Consider the following 17057-nt stretch of genomic DNA (forward strand, 5'->3'; position numbering starts at 1 on the left):
TTTAATCATGTTAGTTTATTGTATTTAATTTAGTTGTTTTAATTTTAGTATATTTAGTTATTTTTAGGGATGATATCTCTTTAAATTAAGTTTAATTCCTATTAATATGATTATTAATGTGGTTCTATGAATTTTTATGTAACTCCTTATCACTCTAACCTTATCAAAGATAAAGATCGTATATCTGCTTTTTATGAAGGAATTGTTGATTTTTTTAATGATAATAAAAATGATATAGCTATTAAAGATAGCAAAAATAATGCTTTACATCCAATTAATTTAAAAACAGCATTTGATATTGGCTGTGGTTCAGGAATTCTTTCTTATTTTCTTTCAGAGTATTTTGATTCTATAATAGCTATTGACATTGATTCTAAAATTATTGATTGTGCAAAAAAATCTTTTAAAGAATTTGGAATTGAAAATGTTACTTTTATTAATGAAGATGCTCTAACTTTTGATTTTAATGAGTCTGCAGATTTAATTATATGTGAAATGTTAGATACTGCTTTAATAGATGAAGAAGAAGTTTTAGCAATTAAAAATGTTAAAAAATATCTAAATGATAATGGGAAAATTATTCCTCAAGGAGTAATCAATATAGCTGAACCTATTTCTATGGAAAGAGATTATATTCATTATGAAGATGAAGAATTTCATGGAAAAAAACCTAAATATAAAGTTTTAGGGAAAGCTGTTAAATTTTCTGAATTTGACTTTTTAGATGAGATTGAAGAAAAATTCAAAACAATAATTACTTTTAATATTGAAGATCTATATCTAGGGGATATATGTCTAGATAATATCTGTTTAGATAATATTTTTAATGGTATTAAAATAACTACATTTACAAAGATTAATGAAAATATTATATGTGGTCCAACTCCTATGTTTAATCCTCCTCTTTTTATTCCAATCAATATTCAAAAAAAAATAAATTGTAAAAAAATTTCAGTTGAATTAGAATATATTATGGGTGGAGGAGTAGAAACAATAAAGACTAATATAATTTAGATATTTTTTATTATTCAATGTTAATATAAAGTATTATATTACTTTTAATTATATTATTTTTAGTTATATTATCTTTTAGTTATATTTTTTATTTATATTTTTTAATTATATTATTTTTAAATATATTACTTTTAAATATCATGAAATCTATATTAAATAGTGTTAAATTAGTGTAATAATTGATTTTAATACTGGTGATATTATTTCATTAGAATCTGAATTTGATGATTTTATAAAAGATTATGAAAAGTTAATTATATTAGGAATTGGAAATGAGCTTCGTGGTGATGATGCTTTAGGTCCTTTTATAATTAATAGTCTTGATTCTGATCAAAATAATAATTTAAATAATGAAAAAGTAACTCTTATTAATGGTGGTTCTGCACCTGAAAATTTCACAGGTTTGATTAAAAGAGAAAATCCTAGTCATATTTTGATAATTGATGCGGCTTTAATGGGTAGTAATCCTGGAACTATTAAATTTGTAAATAAAGAAAATATAGCTAATATTAATACTTCAACACATTCCATGTCTTTATCGTTTTTAATTAAATATTTAGAAAATGATATGGATTTTAAGTTTTTGTTTATTGGTATTGAACCTTTAACTATGGATTTAGGGGATGACTTATCAAAAGAAGTTTTAAAAAGTTTAGAATCTGTTAAAGACATGATTATTTCTGTATTATAATGTTTTGTGATATTATGAAAATTTTATTTATTGGAGCTAGATTATTTGATGATGTGGACTTTTATTTAAAAGAAAATAATATTGAAAGTGTATTAACTGAATCTAATCCTAATTCTCCTAATTTAGACTGTGCAGATTTTAAATTTATTGTTCCAAGAGGAATGGATGCACCTTTAAAAATAGCTAAAGAAAAATCTGTTAAAGGGATTATTCCTCTTATTGGTATTGATGATCCTTTGATGGATGTAGCTATAGCTAAACAAAAAGTTGAAAAGGACTTAAACATTCCTTTTATAGCTTCTAATACTTTTTCAATTTCTATTACTTCTGATAAAATAAAGACCAAAGAATTTTTCAATGAATTTTGTATTGATACAGCTAAATTTCAAGTAATCTCTTCTGAGCCTGATAAACTTATTAATATTGATAATTCTAATATTTCTAATATTTCTTCTTTTGATAATATTGATTTTGAATATCCTGTTGTTTTAAAACAAAGAAGTGGTCAAGGTGGTAGAGATATATTTATAGCTGAAAATTCTAGTGAAGCTAATGATTATATGAATTATCATGATGAAGTCCTTTGTGAAGAATTTATTGAAGGTAGTGAGATTTCTATTGAAGTTTTAGGGTTTAAAGGAGAATATTTACCTCTTGTTCCTGTTTATAAAGGTGAAACAACTTTTGAAGGGATTCATCCTTTAAATAAAGTTAGATCTGCTCCAGCTGAAATTGAAGGGTTAAATAATGAAATGGTTAGAAATATAGCTTATAATATAGCTAAATCTTTAAAATCAGAAGGAACTATTGATATTGATTTTATATTTTCAAAAAAAGATAAAAAATTATATGCATTAGAAGTTAATTCACGTCCTAGTGGAACACGATATTTAACTGCAGCTGCTTCTGGAATTCATCCATTAACAAAATTAATTGATATGGTACAGGGTAACTTTGATATTAAAACTGTTGAAAATGAAATAAAAGATTATTTTGCATTAGAAATACCTATAATGAATTATTCAGGTCCTAAAAAAGAAGATCCTCAAAAAAAGTTTACTAAGAATTCTTGGGTGGTTCATGGTCCTAAAAATTATGAACGTATTACAATTAGTGGTGAATCTAAAGAAAAAACATTAGAATTAGCTAGATATCTTCTTGGAAATAAGTTGGATGATTTTAATTTAGATAAATCATAAGTATTTTTAATTAAATTTATTTTTATTCTTAATTATTATTTTATTTATTTACTTTATCAATTGATTTTATTTATTAATTATTTATTTTATTAATTGATTTTATTTTTATTATCTATTTATTATTCATTTTTATTCATTTTTATTTATTTTTTATTTATTTTTTATTATTTTATCTAATCCTTTTTATTAAATCCTTTTTTATTAAAATATTTAATAATTATATTAAATATAATAGCTAAGTTTAAATATATTCATGATAAAAGTATTAATAATTATTAATTATAAGTTTTAACATTTTCTAATAATATTAACAAGTGATAAAATGAACTATATTGATCTATTGGTACTATTTATAATAACTTTTATTTCTTCTATAGCTTTCACATACTATATAAGAAAGATATTAATCGGAGCAGATATTTCAGATAACCCTATTGTTTCAGAACATAGACATAAAGCAGGTACTCCTACAATGGGAGGAATAGCTTTCTTATTTTCTGTTTTGTTTATTGTATCAATTTATTTTAAAAATCAATATATTCTTATTACTTCTCTAATCATGCTTACAGCTGGAATTGCTGGACTTCTTGATGATTTAATCGGATTTAAAGTCAAAGAATATCAGAAATTAATAAAAAATATAACTGATGGTCCTTTAACTATTGGTCAACTCACACTTGCTCCTAATGAAGAAGCTAGAGCAGCTACTCCTGAAGCAAAATCTGTTGTTGATAATCTTTTATCTGAAAAAAAGCTAGAACTTTTAGCTGAACTTCCAATTAAAAATGAAATGGGTGAGATGGAAAAGATTATTGGTCAACTAGTTATTGGAATATTTCTTATAGTTACTGGAACCATTACTACATTGGGTGGTTTTTCACTTGGGCCTTTTATAACATTAGGAGGAGTAGCTATAGGAATTTTAGCCATTCCTGTAATTATAATTGCTATTATTGGAGCTATCAATGCTATTAATCTAATTGATGGAATGGATGGTTTAGCTAGTGGAATTATAGCAATTGCATCTATTGCATGTGGTATTTTTGGATTCATTAATAATGATTATGGAGTTGTTTCTGTTTTCATAGTATTAGCTGCAATAAGTCTTGGATTTTTGGTATTTAATCGATATCCTGCTTCTATTTTTATGGGAGACACAGGATCTTTTGCTTTAGGTGCAGGATTTGCAACAGCAGTACTTGTAACTAACATTCCTTATTTTGGAGTTTTATCATTAGCTGTCCCTATTGGATCAGTTATCGTTAGTTTGATTCATAGAGCAAAAATAATAAGACTTCCAGTAGAACCATTACATCATACACTTCATTATCGTGGAATCTCTGAAAAAAAGATTGTTTTTATCTATTGGATTTTAACAGCTGTTATTTGTCTAATTGGTTTGTTAGCTGAATATTATATCTTTTTATAATAGCTTTTTATAGGTAAATTAAAATTTTATAATATTATAATTATATAATGTTATATAATGGGGTATATAATATTGTTATAAATATTATAGTTATATTATATTATTTCTTATTGAATTATATTTTATTTCTTTTTGATTTATTATTATAATTTTTTAATTATTTTATAAGAATAATTTTATAAGAATAAAAAAGATAAGTTTATATAATTGATTGTGTTTATATTATTGTTTAAGAGGTTTATTGATTTAATAATCTTATTAATGTTTATAAAATTTAGAAAAAGTATAAAAATTTATTAAATATTAATTATATATTATATGATAATATATTACTTGATTAAAATAAGAATTATATTGTTCTTAGTAGAAAATATACAAAATGAAAATTTATTATTAAAACATTTATTTATTAAAAATTTTATAAATAATCATTTCTATTTCGAGGTAAATTTTAGATGATAGATACTAATATTACTATTGATTCTTTAGCTGAAGCTATTTCAGGAAAAATTATTGGAGCTCAGAATTTCAGGTCTCCTAATGGGTTTACTGGAATATTTAATATATTGAAGGATTCTACTGAAGGAGACATAGTAATTAGGCATTGGATTGATGAAAAAGGCATTAAGATTGCTTCTACAAAAAATGTAGCTTGTATAATCACAGAAGACCCACGTGGTAATTCTGTTGATATGGCTATTGATTTAAAAATCCCTTTGATTGTAGTTGAAAAGATTGAAGAAGCTAATGCTGTTGCATTAAATTGGACTATAAAAAGTTTTGCTCCAAATTCTAAACGTGTTGTTATTAGTGGTACAAATGGTAAATCAACAACTTCTCATATGGTTTATCATATTTTAAAATCTACTGGAGCTAATACATTAACAAATACTGATTCAAAATCTGAATTCAATACTTTAATCGATCCTATGGTCCCTAAATTAATCTCAGAACATGTTGTTTCTAATGGAAAAGAATTAGAATATCTTGTAATCGAAGCATCAGAAGTTCAAGGTTGGTTAGGTAAATTAATGCATGATCATGCTTTTTTAATGACAAAATCTGTAGATCCTGATATTGCTGTTGTAACCAATGTAGCTATTGATCATATTGGTTTAGTTAGTTCTATTGAAGAAGTTTTTAATGAAACTTCAGGAGTAGCTAAAGCTATAAGAAAAGGGGTCCTTGTTTTAAACAATGATGATAAAAAAGTAGTTTTTATGGCTAATTTTGCAGATGATGATGTAAAAACTTTTTATTTTTCAATGAATGATTGTATTGATGCTAAAAAATCAAATGATAATATTGATCAGTATAATTGTTTATATTATGATAGAAAAGAGGAATCTATTATTTATGATTCTAAATCTATCTTAACTATTGATGAGTTACCTTTTAATAGTGACCATTTTATTCAAAATACTTTAGCTGCAATTTCCGTATGTTTATCTTTGAAAATTGAAATTTCAGATATTATAACTGGTGTGAAGTCTTATAAATCTTTAAAAAGGAGATTTAGGAAAATTAATCAATCTCCACTCATTATAGATGATTTTGCACATAACCCTGAAGGAATTAAAGCAACAATCAATGCAGTGACTAAATTGTCCAAAGGGGATCTTAAAATACTTTGTGCAATTAGAGGATCTAGAGGTAAAGAATTAAATAAAATTAATGCTGAAGCTCTTGGAAATGTTTTAAGTTCGATTAACAATGACAATAAAGAAAATTTATCTAATAAAATTGAATTAATTTTAACTAGTAGTGCAGATGTTGTTGATGAAGCAAATTTTGTTGAAGAATTTGAAGAAAATATATTTTTTGACGTTTTAAATGGAAAAAATATTAAATATACTCATTATAAAAATCTCTATGATTCATTAGAGATTGTTTATAATTCTTCTAATGTCAATGACCTTATTCTATTAATTGGTGCTCAAGGGATGGATCCTGCTGAAGAACTTTTGAAATCCATTGCTGATGAAGATACTTTTTAGTGTGATGATATTATTTATGATATTATTTAAGTTATTTTTGTAATAATTTTTTGTTTTTTCTTTATATTCTGATTTATTTTCTTTCTTTTTTGGATTGAATTTTTAGATTGTTGTTATTTTTTTATTAAAAAATTGTTATAAATTATTAACCTTTTACATATAATTCCTAGTAATAAAATGGATAACTATTAATATTAGTTTAAGGTAATATAAATCTGTATAATGTAAATTTATATTAATTATATAATATGACTAATACCTTATATAATACACTGAATTTGTATATTTTAGAAAAAGAGTGAATTAAATGTTTATTAAAATAAGAAGAGACACACTGATAATTCTTTTATTGGCGTTTATATTAATCTTATCTGGAAGATTACTGACATATATTGCCTTTGCTTCTTCTACACAAGTGGAAGATGGGGTTCCTATTTCAGGAATAATTATAAAAGGTAATGATATTGTTCCTATTGACAGTATAAGGGTTAACATAGCTAATTCAGGATTACGTTCAGGTAGTTATATTAAGGGAGATATGTTAATAACTTCTAAGCGTGAATTACCTTTAAATGAGGCGATTAAAAATGCGCAAGAATTTGCAACATACACGACAATACCTGGAACTACGGTTCAACCTATTGCCGCAGCTGATGTGAAAGTTGATAAAAGTACAGGAATTGTAACAGTAACTGTAATCGAAGACTTTTCAACTGTGGATTTGAGTAATAAGACGTCTAAAACTCCACCATCGTAGCTTATATAATATTTATATCTATAATGAGATATAATCTATAGTATGTTATGATGATTGTATCTATAATGAGATATAAAATCTATACTGTGTTATGATGATTCTATCTATAATAAGGTATAATCTTATAATTTATGAGGATTATATCTATACTTTAGTATGATATTATAATGGTTATGAAAAATTATACTTATGTGGAGTATGACATTTGTAATCTGTGATTTGTTATAAAATTATTTATATAAAAATAATGATAACAAATATGTTGAAGTATTTATTAGTATTCTTATATTATACAATAAAATTTAAATTAATAATTAAAGTTATAAACTAACTAAATGAATGGATGATATATTGAGAAAAATTTTAATCCCATTGATTATAATTATGATTCTTTTTGGATTAATAGCTACTATTTCAGCTACAATGAATGTAATAGTAATTACAGATCCAACTGGACAGGATCCAAATGGTGCTGCTGGAGGCAGTATGTCATTTGCAAAAAATATGTTCCAGTCCACATTTCTAATGTCTAAAGAAAATCAATTTGTTGTTCTTTCTGGTGGAGAAGGAGATGCCAGTAATAGATTAAAAGCAATTGTTTCTTCGATTAGTAAATTAGAAAATGGGGCAGATGCAGCAGTTGGTGCTGCAACTGCTAGTAGCTATAGTGGGATTAGATTAATGGTTGGTGGGCCTTCTATTGGTGCCGCTGTTGGTGGTTCTTTTGATGCTTATTTAATAACTGTGGATAGTGATAATACTATTAAAATTACTCCATATTCTAGTGGTTTGGCAGTATTGCCTCCTGGAGAGAAAGGAGCTATTATTCACTTAAGAAATACTCATGGAAATCCCCAATATGGTACGGCAACTGCGGTTAGAAGACAAACTGCCTTGAATATCGGTAGAATGATTCGTGATGGTTACCCTGCAACAGCTATTGTTGGTCAAGTTTTCAAAGAAGTTTCTAATGATGCTGGAGAAAAATACGGTGGTGGGGCTGTTAATTTAGTTTCAGGAATATCCACTGGAGATATGTTCACTCCAGATCAAATTAACACTACTGGTTATCCAATGGATGAACCTTATGTTAAAGTTTGCCCAAATGATGGATGGTCTATAGGTTATCCTGCTGCAGAAAATTATGAAACTTGTCCAATTGATGGAACTCCATTAAAAGAGATTTATGCATATGATGCTCTAACTGATGCAATAACAGTTACACAAAATTCAGTAAGTGTTTCTGTTTATGGAAGTGATGCTCCTGGTTTGTCTCAAACTACTAATGAAGTTGTTCAAGCTTCTGTTGCTAAATATGGCTATGATGCTAATGCTATTTCTGGTTCAATAAATAAAGGTATCAAAAATGGCCTTTTGGTTGGTGTAAATTATGTTGAACCTAATGACATTAATGTAAAACAAGGATCAAAAGCTGTTGGCGTTTATTATACTCAGTTACCTAATGGAAGGACGGCCCCTCCATGGAATTTACCAATAAATTCCTTTGTGTTAGATCTATTAGGAAGTATTCAAACAGCTATTGGCATAATCTTAATACTTTTAGTTATATTTAGAAGTAGATTGTTACAATCTTTCCAGAAAAGATAAGGATGTATACTTTCTATACATTACTGATTTTTAGGATATGTTTAATATTATAGTTTAGTTTATGATTAATTACTAATAATTATACATTTAACACAAATCAATAATTTTAATGAATACAATTCAATAAATTATGGTATAAAATTTAATTATATATTGTGATACATATGGCCTTGATATTAATTCGTGGAGATAATAATTCCAAATTGCTTAATGCAATTGCAGATATTGAAAGACATGCTCAATTACATTTAATAGACAACCCTCAAAAGATAGATGCAGAATTTGCAGATTCTATTGTTGAAAGTATTTTAAATGCTCCTTTGAGAAACAAATCTAAAGTAGCTACTGCATTTTTCGTAAATGAAGATATTACATTAGCTATTATGCAAATTAAAAAAATTCATCCTCCTGCTCATGTTATTGTTGTTAGTGATGAATATAAAGAATTTGAAGTATTAAATAAAAAATTAGAAGATGCTCCTGTTTTTAGAGGATATTACTCTAATAAGTCAACAAAAGGAACAGAACGTAAAGATTATAAAGTGAAATAATATTATTTATTTAAAAAATATTTTATTATTATTTATTAATGTTAATTGATTAATAGTAATAAAATATTCAATAAATGTAATTATAAAGTAGATTATAATAAATAGATTTGTATTACTTGATTAATATTTATTATTATAATGGATATTTATTTAGTTCTATTAAATGTTTATTATTTGTTTGGTATGTTTATTTAGTTCTATTAAATGTTTATTATTTGTTTGGTAAGTTTATTTAATTATATTATTATAGTAAAATAAGAGAATAAAAATAAAATAAAAATAAAAAATTAGATGATTTTATAAAATAAGGATTTTGAATTATTATTTTTATATAACTTATCATTGATATTGAGTTTTAACTAAAAGATTAAGCATATAAAATGATTAATTCATTTTTTTTTGATTTTAACTATATCTCCCAGTGTTGGTCCGCCAGAAGTTCTATTTTTGAAATCTTCTAGATCCATATCAGATATTTTTTCAATAAGTGTAATATTTAAAGTTTTTTCAAGTTTTTTAGCTAACTTTATATCAGGAACCATTTTACCTGATTCAATTCTATTTATAACAGATACTTTTTCATATATTTTTTCACCGAGCTCTTCTCGTGATAATCCTTTAACTTCACGAGATTTTCGGACAATTGTTTCAAAATCTTCAACTAATTCTTCTGTAGGTTCATCAAGAGAATACATAGGTCTTGGAGTTCTTTTAGGGCGATTAATTCCATTAGATCCAGATTTTTCTTTAGATTTACTTTGAGTAAATTTTGGTTTTGGAGTTTTTTGTATTACACCAAATTTAGAGCAATCCGGACAGACTTCCATTATAGAACCATCTATTTTTGTTCTTTTTGATTTACCTTCCTCTATGGATTGACCACAAATTTCGCATCTCATAATTATTAATTTATTTTAATTATTTTTATATTTTACTTATTTTTTTTGAAAATCTATTTTCAAAATTCTGAAATTTTATATTTTTTAATTTTTAAAAATAATCAAAAATTATTTTAAGAAAAATTTAATAAAATTATTTTCATGTTCATAAAAAGCTAAACTATATATATTAGTAAAAACAATATCTATATATACAAATTAAAATTAGAAAACATTGAATTAGAAAACATTGATCACTTAGATTTTGTAATTAATATCATTTACGTTTCTATAAATCATATTATTAATGAATTTACAAATAATATGCATTTATATCATTTTATTATTGAAAAATATCCTAATTTATTCTATTATTGTCATTAACTTTTTATATTGTCATAAATTTTAATTATGAGTAATTTAATGAAATTTTTAATTTGTTAAATTTGTTTTTTATTTTAAAATTAATAAAATTAATAGAAATTTATATTAAGTATTAAGTCTATTATATAATAATGTAGGTATGATATCTGGGTTTTAATTTATTAAATTATAATTTGATATGTTAAATTTAAATTATAAATAATCATAAATTCAATGTTTATATTTAAATTATATAAAATATATTTAAATTTTATTCAATTGATTCAAAATTTATTTAATCTATTTAAATCTGATTTAAAGTTTATTTAATCTATTTAGATTTGATTTAAAGATGATTAATATTGATTATATTTGATTAATTGTGTATTTTGACTTAAATTATTATTATTATCTAAAAAATTTATAGGAGAGTTCTAAGAACATGGAAAATTCTCAATCCCTTCTTAATAAGATTGAAGATCTTAAAAAAGAAGTAAGAATGCTAAAAGAAGAAAATACAAAAACTAAGAGGAATCTTATGTGGAAGGTTAGAAAACTTGAAAAAGATAAAGTTCTAACTGAAAACGAAAAAATTCGTCTTGAAAGAGAGACAAAGTCTCTCAGAGGAGAAGTTGAAAGATTTAGGTCTCCTCCATTAGTCCTAGCTACTATTATGGAAATTCTTGATGAAAATAGAATGACTGTAAAAAGTAGTACTGGTCCTCATTTCGTAATTAATTATTCAAAATTCTTAGATGAAAAGTTATTGGTACCAGGTTCAAGAGTTGCATTAAATCAACAAACATTTAGTGTTGTTGATGTGCTTCCTGCTGAAAAAGATCCAAATGTATCTGGTATGGAAATCGAAGAAAAACCAAATGTTACATATGATTCTATTGGTGGACTTGAAGAACAAGTAATGGAAGTTAAAGAAACTGTTGAACTTCCTCTTAAAAAGCCAGAATTATTTGAAAAAATTGGTATTGAACCACCAAAAGGAGTCCTTCTTTATGGACCTCCTGGAACTGGTAAAACATTACTTGCTAAAGCTGTTGCTAGTGAAACAAATGCAACATTTATTAAAATTGTTGCTTCTGAATTTGTTAAAAAATACATTGGTGAAGGAGCGAGGATGGTTAGAGAAGTCTTTGATTTAGCTAAAGAAAAAGCTCCAAGTATTATTTTCATCGATGAAATTGATGCTGTTGCTGCAAAAAGACTTAAAAGTTCTACTAGTGGTGATAGGGAAGTACAACGTACTTTGATGCAATTACTTGCAGAACTTGATGGATTTGAATCTAGAGGAGATATTGGTATTGTAGGTGCTACAAATAGGCCAGATATTCTTGATCCTGCACTTTTAAGACCAGGAAGATTTGATAGGTTCATTGAAGTTCCTATTCCAAACGAGGATGGTAGAAAAGAAATTTTAAAAATCCATACTTCTAAAATGTCTTTATCTGAAGAAGCTGATATTGATCTTCTTGCAACCCTTACTGAAGGTGTTTCTGGTGCAGATTTAAAAGCTATTTGTACTGAAGCTGGAATGTTCGCAATAAGGGAAGAAAGAGATGAAGTTCTTGTAGCTGACTTCATGGACGCTGTTGATAAAATCATGGGCGTTGAACACGATGAAGAATACAAAAAAGAAGCTGGAGTAATGTTTGGTTAATTTATTAACTAATTATTATCTTTAATTTTTCTTTAATTTATTTTTTATATTTTATTTTTATTTCATTATTTATTTTTTAAATTCATAAAGATTTTTTAATAATCATTTTTTATTAAATATCTTAATATTAGCCAATGATGAACCCTATGAGCTCTGATATGTGATGAATGATGGGCGAACTGAGGCTAATTCTTTCTTATTTTTTATTTAATTATTTTATTTATCTTTGGAATAGTATTTATTTTTTAATTTTATTTTACTATTTAAAAAATAATTTATTCGCCTTCAAAATCATTTAAATTCATCTTATTTTCAGTTTCAACTATTTTTGGAAGTTTTCCTATAGTACCGACTGATTCTCCCACAATAATTAAAGCTCCTGTATAATGTTCTTTGAATTTTTCTGCTGCGATTAATCCATTTTCAACAGCATCTTCGTCTTTTTTTCCATTAACTTCATTGCCTATTGATGTAGCTAATCCATCAGATATACTAGCTTGGTTAGATATTATTGTCACACTATCAGACCTTCCATAGCTAAGAGAATATCCTACAGAACCAGATGAAGAACATACTCCAAATTTTTGATTCTTTTTCTTAAAATCAAATTCAAAACCAATTTTACCACTTAGGGGAGACTTTCCTGCATAAATACCAAAAATAACTTTTTCTTTATTATAATTATTTAAAAAAGCTATGTCTCCTCCATTATCTATGATTGAATAATTAGATCCTTTTTCAACTAAATAATCAAGTGAAAGTTCAGCTATTGTTCCAGCTAATGTAGCTGTTGGCCCTACATTAGCAATTTTTGATCCATTTACCATTAGTTTGATAATTTCAGGGATTTCATCTATGTTTTCATCTTTTTTGATTTTGTAAGGTTTTAAAGTCTTTGCAAATAATGGATTGTTTTTAATATATTGTTTCACATGATTTCTTTCTTTGATTATGAAATTTTCTAAACTTTCTTTATTTTCTAATATTCCATTATTATCTATAATTTTCCCATTATCTAATATTTTTTTGTTATTTGACTTTTCTTTCTCATTATAATTACTATTTCCAGTATTGATATCTGAAACTAGATTTATTTTAGTTTCTTCAATTTCTATTCGTTTTTTATATAACATATTTTTAAATAATGTATCGATACTCATTAATTAATAATATTATCTTTTTAGATATAAATTTCTACCCATTATATTAAAATTTATTCATTATTATAATAAGATTTATAATAATTATCCCTATTAATTTTGTTTTTACAAAAAACTTATTTAAATGATAAAACAAATATACAAAGTGATGTTTAATAGAGGCGATGAAAAAATAACTAATGAAAATATAATCATTAAAGGAAGACCAAATCTTTTTCTTAGTTGTAAAAAGGTTTTTGTTTTACTTATTATTTTAGGGGCTCTGTCTTATACAGCTCCTATTGTAATAAATTATATTAGTGAGATGCAAGTTCAGTTAGTTAGAGTTGTGAACTTACCATTGACTGGACTTGCTACAATTATTACATTTTTATTGACATTTTTAATTATTATTTGGATTATCTGGACATTGGTCTCTTGGACAGCTAAGGAATATATTATTTCTGATCATAGAATAACTTATAAATCTGGAATTATCTTAAAAAAAACGATTCATATGCCTTATGCTAAAATTCAGGATATTATTGTATCTCAAGGAATTTTAGGTAAAATTGCCTCAGTTGGAACAGTCACTGCTTTCAGTGGCTTTGATGATTCTAAATTAGAACTGAAAAATATTTCTAAACCTTACAATGTTGAAGAAACTATTTTTGAAGAAATAAATAAATTGAATTATCCTTATCCTGGTCAAGGTATTCCAATGAACCAAGGATTTAACGGTCCTAATTTTAATAATATTTCTCATACTAATGATAATCAAGGTATTTATGATAATCATGAATATTATGATGATCATAATGGATTTAATAATTATAATAATTATAATAATAATTATCCTAGAAATAACTTTAATAATGATCCTAGATATCCTAAAAATAATTTCAATAATCTTTTTGATGAAAACTATCAAAATAACAATAATCAAAACAATAACATCAGAAATGAAGTAAATTTTGGATATCCAAATGATTCTAACAGAAACCCTAATGCTAGAATAAAAGACAATTATTTATCACAGAATGGAAATGATGCAGAACATAAAAAAGTTTATGGTCCAATTAATAATAATGATTTTCCATTTTTGAATAAAGATAAAAATAATGTAAATGATTATGTTGAAAATCCTGAAGAATATAGGAATTCTTCAACATTTTTAGGAAATAACTCTGATAATAAAGAGAATAACGTTCAATCAACATCTGATAATAATAATGGCAATACTAATGATAATATTGATGAGAATAATGATGATAGGAATTATAGGGATAACAGAAATAATTTAAATAATAAGAATTCTACAATTGATGATGGCTATATTGTTGATGAAAACGATTATTTTGATCAAACTATGAACCGAGCTATGAATAATTTAGATGATGGTTTGAAGTTTATGCATAATAATAATAATAATAATAATAAAAACGATAATATAAACAATAATCATGATGATTATAATCAAAAAAACATTAATCAACAAAGAAACCAATATGATAATCAATATAGTTCTGATCAACATAATAATAACAATAATAATCAATACAATAACGATCAATACAATAATAATCAATATAATAGTAATCAACAAAATAATGATCAATATGCTACTGAATATAATAAAAATGATCAATATAATAATAACCAGTATAATAACGATCAATTTGATAATCAATATAATAATCAACAGTATAATAATAAAAATGATGAGTTTAATCAAAATAATGCTCAACAAAATGTTAAACAGAACTATAATCCTCAAAATTACCAGAAAAATCAGAATTATAATCAACAACAATATGTTAATCAGAATGAAAATCAGAATAAAAATGTTAATTATAAAAAACCTGAAACAAAAGAAGATAAATCTCGTGCTGTCTTAGAAAGACATTTTAAGAAATTTAAGAAATAGGATTTATTTATTTCTTGTATAATTTTATATTATCTAAATTTTTATATATTTTTTATATTTTATATTCTATATTTTTATATATTTATATCAATATTAATATATTTTTTATATTGTATTTCATTTCTATATCTATTAATGAACTTATGTAATATATATTATCTAAAATTACCTTATTAAATCCATTAAAATGTTAAATATTAAATATTATTATATAAATATTTAAAATAGAATATTTATGAAAATATTAATATATTTATTAAACAATCTATTCTTAAATATTATATTTCATTAATAATCTGTTTTATAATATATCATAAATTCTAATCTTTAAATTTTTAATTATCTGAGTACTAGGTGTAATAATGACTTTTGATTATGATGTAGCTATTGTTGGTGCAGGGCCAATTGGTTCAACATTGGCCTATAAAATTGCTAATTGTGGATATAGCGTTGTAATGTTGGAGAAGAAAAAAAAAGTTGGAGTTCCTCTTCAATGTGCAGGAATTGTTAGTAAAAAGTTAAGAGATTTTAATGAAATTCCTGATGAATTAATTTTAAATGAAGCTAAAGGAGCCTATTTATACTCAGTTAATCACTCTTTAAAGGTTGAAAAAGATGAAACTGAAGCTTTAATAATTGATAGGGTAGCTTATGATCAATTTTTAGTTAAAAAAGCTATAGATGCAGGGGCTAAATTGTTTAATAAATATAAGGTTATTGAAGTTAATTCTAAAACTGGGCTAGTTAAATGCCAAAATAACGAAGAAATTCATGCAAAAGTTATTGTTGGTGCTGATGGTTCTAAATCATTCATTTCTGGATTATTTAATAAAGAATTTAAATATTTCAATGCTTCACAATATTTGATTAAGACTGATACTTCTTTTGATTTTAATAATAATGATATTAGAAGGGGTAATAGTACTAATAATACTAATAATAAAAATAATTGTAGTAATAGTGATAATAATTATAATAATAATCCACGAATCGATTTTGTAGATATTTTTGCTATTTCAAAGATTTTACCTGGTTTCCTATGGTGTATTCCAACTTCAAAAAATAGGTATAGGATAGGATTATTTTCAAATAATAATTATAAAGATCAAAAAAAGGTATTAAATGAATTTTTAGATAATGATAATAGATTTAATAACTGTACTGTTCTTGAAAGATATCATGGAAAAATTCCTATTTTTGAAAAGAATAAAAAACTTGTTAATGAAAGGATTATTCTTATTGGTGATGCAGCATCACAACTAAAACCTACTACTGGGGGAGGACTCATTATTGGTTTTGATACTTGTAATATAGCTAAAGATGCTATTATAAAATTTTTAGATAAAACTAATGAGGATAATAATAAAAATGAAAATAATAATTTAGATTTATTAAAAGATTATGAAAAAAATTTCAAGAAAAAATATTCTAAAGAGCTTAGTTATCAACTTAAAGTTCAAAAAACGATTGAAATACTTTCTGATGAAGATTTAGATTATATGTTCACTAAACTTAAGGATAAAAATGCTGAAGAAATTATCTCTAAATATGGAGATATGGATAAACAGTCTGTATTAGTAAAAGAATTCATAAAGAGAGGGTTAATTTTTTCAATCATTCCAAAAGTTTTTTTCAGAAAATTAATAAATATATGGTCTATTTAATAGTTTTAATCATATTTAATGTAACTGGATATTATTATATTAATTATAATTTATTAAAATTATAATTTATTATTTTATTAAAATAAATTCTTTAAATTTATTTAAATTTTTTATATTTCTTTAAATTTTTTATTATTTTTATAAATTTTTTATTTTTATAGGTTTAAA

Annotated in this window: 13 protein-coding genes; 11 read left to right on the top strand and 2 right to left on the bottom strand. The window is 24.4% G+C overall.

The genetic code is table 11. The annotated features are described in order from the left end of the window. Positions 1 to 126: 126 nt before the first annotated feature. From KQY27_RS06970 to KQY27_RS07005, 8 genes are all read left to right on the top strand, one after another. The gene (locus KQY27_RS06970; protein WP_224425852.1) at positions 127 to 1014 is read left to right on the top strand and encodes a methyltransferase domain-containing protein; all 888 of its coding nucleotides are present in this window, start codon (positions 127 to 129) and stop codon (positions 1012 to 1014) included. A gap of 256 nt (positions 1015 to 1270) precedes the next feature. Beyond that, the gene (gene hycI / locus KQY27_RS06975; protein ID WP_342765750.1) at positions 1271 to 1705 is read left to right on the top strand and encodes a hydrogenase maturation peptidase HycI; all 435 of its coding nucleotides are present in this window, start codon (positions 1271 to 1273) and stop codon (positions 1703 to 1705) included. Positions 1706 to 1719: 14 nt separating this feature from the next. Next, positions 1720 to 2904 carry an ATP-grasp domain-containing protein gene (locus KQY27_RS06980; RefSeq protein ID WP_224425853.1) on the top strand — a complete coding sequence of 395 codons (1185 nt, stop codon included), beginning with the start codon at positions 1720 to 1722 and terminating at the stop codon, positions 2902 to 2904. Between the two features lie 322 nt (positions 2905 to 3226). Next, on the top strand, positions 3227 to 4333 hold the full coding sequence (locus KQY27_RS06985) for a phospho-N-acetylmuramoyl-pentapeptide-transferase (protein ID WP_224425854.1): 1107 nt from the start codon (positions 3227 to 3229) through the stop codon (positions 4331 to 4333). A 455-nt stretch (positions 4334 to 4788) separates the two neighbouring features. Then, the gene (locus KQY27_RS06990; RefSeq protein ID WP_224425855.1) at positions 4789 to 6330 is read left to right on the top strand and encodes a Mur ligase family protein; all 1542 of its coding nucleotides are present in this window, start codon (positions 4789 to 4791) and stop codon (positions 6328 to 6330) included. Between the two features lie 307 nt (positions 6331 to 6637). After that, a complete protein-coding gene (locus KQY27_RS06995; protein WP_224425856.1) occupies positions 6638 to 7087 on the top strand; it encodes a hypothetical protein in 450 nt (149 codons plus the stop codon). Between the two features lie 384 nt (positions 7088 to 7471). Beyond that, on the top strand, positions 7472 to 8695 hold the full coding sequence (locus tag KQY27_RS07000; protein ID WP_224425941.1) for a hypothetical protein: 1224 nt from the start codon (positions 7472 to 7474) through the stop codon (positions 8693 to 8695). A 164-nt stretch (positions 8696 to 8859) separates the two neighbouring features. Further along, positions 8860 to 9246 (top strand): DUF356 domain-containing protein, encoded by a 387-nt coding sequence (locus tag KQY27_RS07005; protein WP_224425857.1) that lies wholly within the window; start codon positions 8860 to 8862, stop codon positions 9244 to 9246. Between the two features lie 389 nt (positions 9247 to 9635). On the opposite strand, the gene KQY27_RS07010 is transcribed toward KQY27_RS07005, so the two are convergent. Then, positions 9636 to 10145 (bottom strand): multiprotein bridging factor aMBF1, encoded by a 510-nt coding sequence (locus KQY27_RS07010; protein ID WP_224425858.1) that lies wholly within the window; start codon positions 10143 to 10145, stop codon positions 9636 to 9638. A gap of 784 nt (positions 10146 to 10929) precedes the next feature. Between KQY27_RS07010 and KQY27_RS07015 the strand changes: the two genes are divergently transcribed. After that, complete coding sequence (locus KQY27_RS07015) at positions 10930 to 12159, top strand: proteasome-activating nucleotidase (RefSeq protein WP_224425859.1); 1230 nt, start codon at positions 10930 to 10932, stop codon at positions 12157 to 12159. Between the two features lie 275 nt (positions 12160 to 12434). Here the strand turns inward: KQY27_RS07015 and KQY27_RS07020 are convergent, their stop codons facing one another. Continuing rightward, complete coding sequence (locus KQY27_RS07020) at positions 12435 to 13319, bottom strand: UPF0280 family protein (RefSeq protein ID WP_224425860.1); 885 nt, start codon at positions 13317 to 13319, stop codon at positions 12435 to 12437. A gap of 148 nt (positions 13320 to 13467) precedes the next feature. Between KQY27_RS07020 and KQY27_RS07025 the strand changes: the two genes are divergently transcribed. Both KQY27_RS07025 and KQY27_RS07030 read left to right on the top strand, forming a co-directional pair. Beyond that, a complete protein-coding gene (locus tag KQY27_RS07025; RefSeq protein WP_224425861.1) occupies positions 13468 to 15225 on the top strand; it encodes a PH domain-containing protein in 1758 nt (585 codons plus the stop codon). A gap of 362 nt (positions 15226 to 15587) precedes the next feature. Continuing rightward, on the top strand, positions 15588 to 16889 hold the full coding sequence (locus KQY27_RS07030; protein ID WP_224425862.1) for an FAD-dependent monooxygenase: 1302 nt from the start codon (positions 15588 to 15590) through the stop codon (positions 16887 to 16889). Positions 16890 to 17057: the final 168 nt, after the last annotated feature.

Origin of the sequence: Methanobrevibacter sp. TMH8, assembly GCF_020148105.1 — an archaeon.
Classification (GTDB): Archaea; Methanobacteriota; Methanobacteria; order Methanobacteriales; family Methanobacteriaceae; genus Methanobinarius.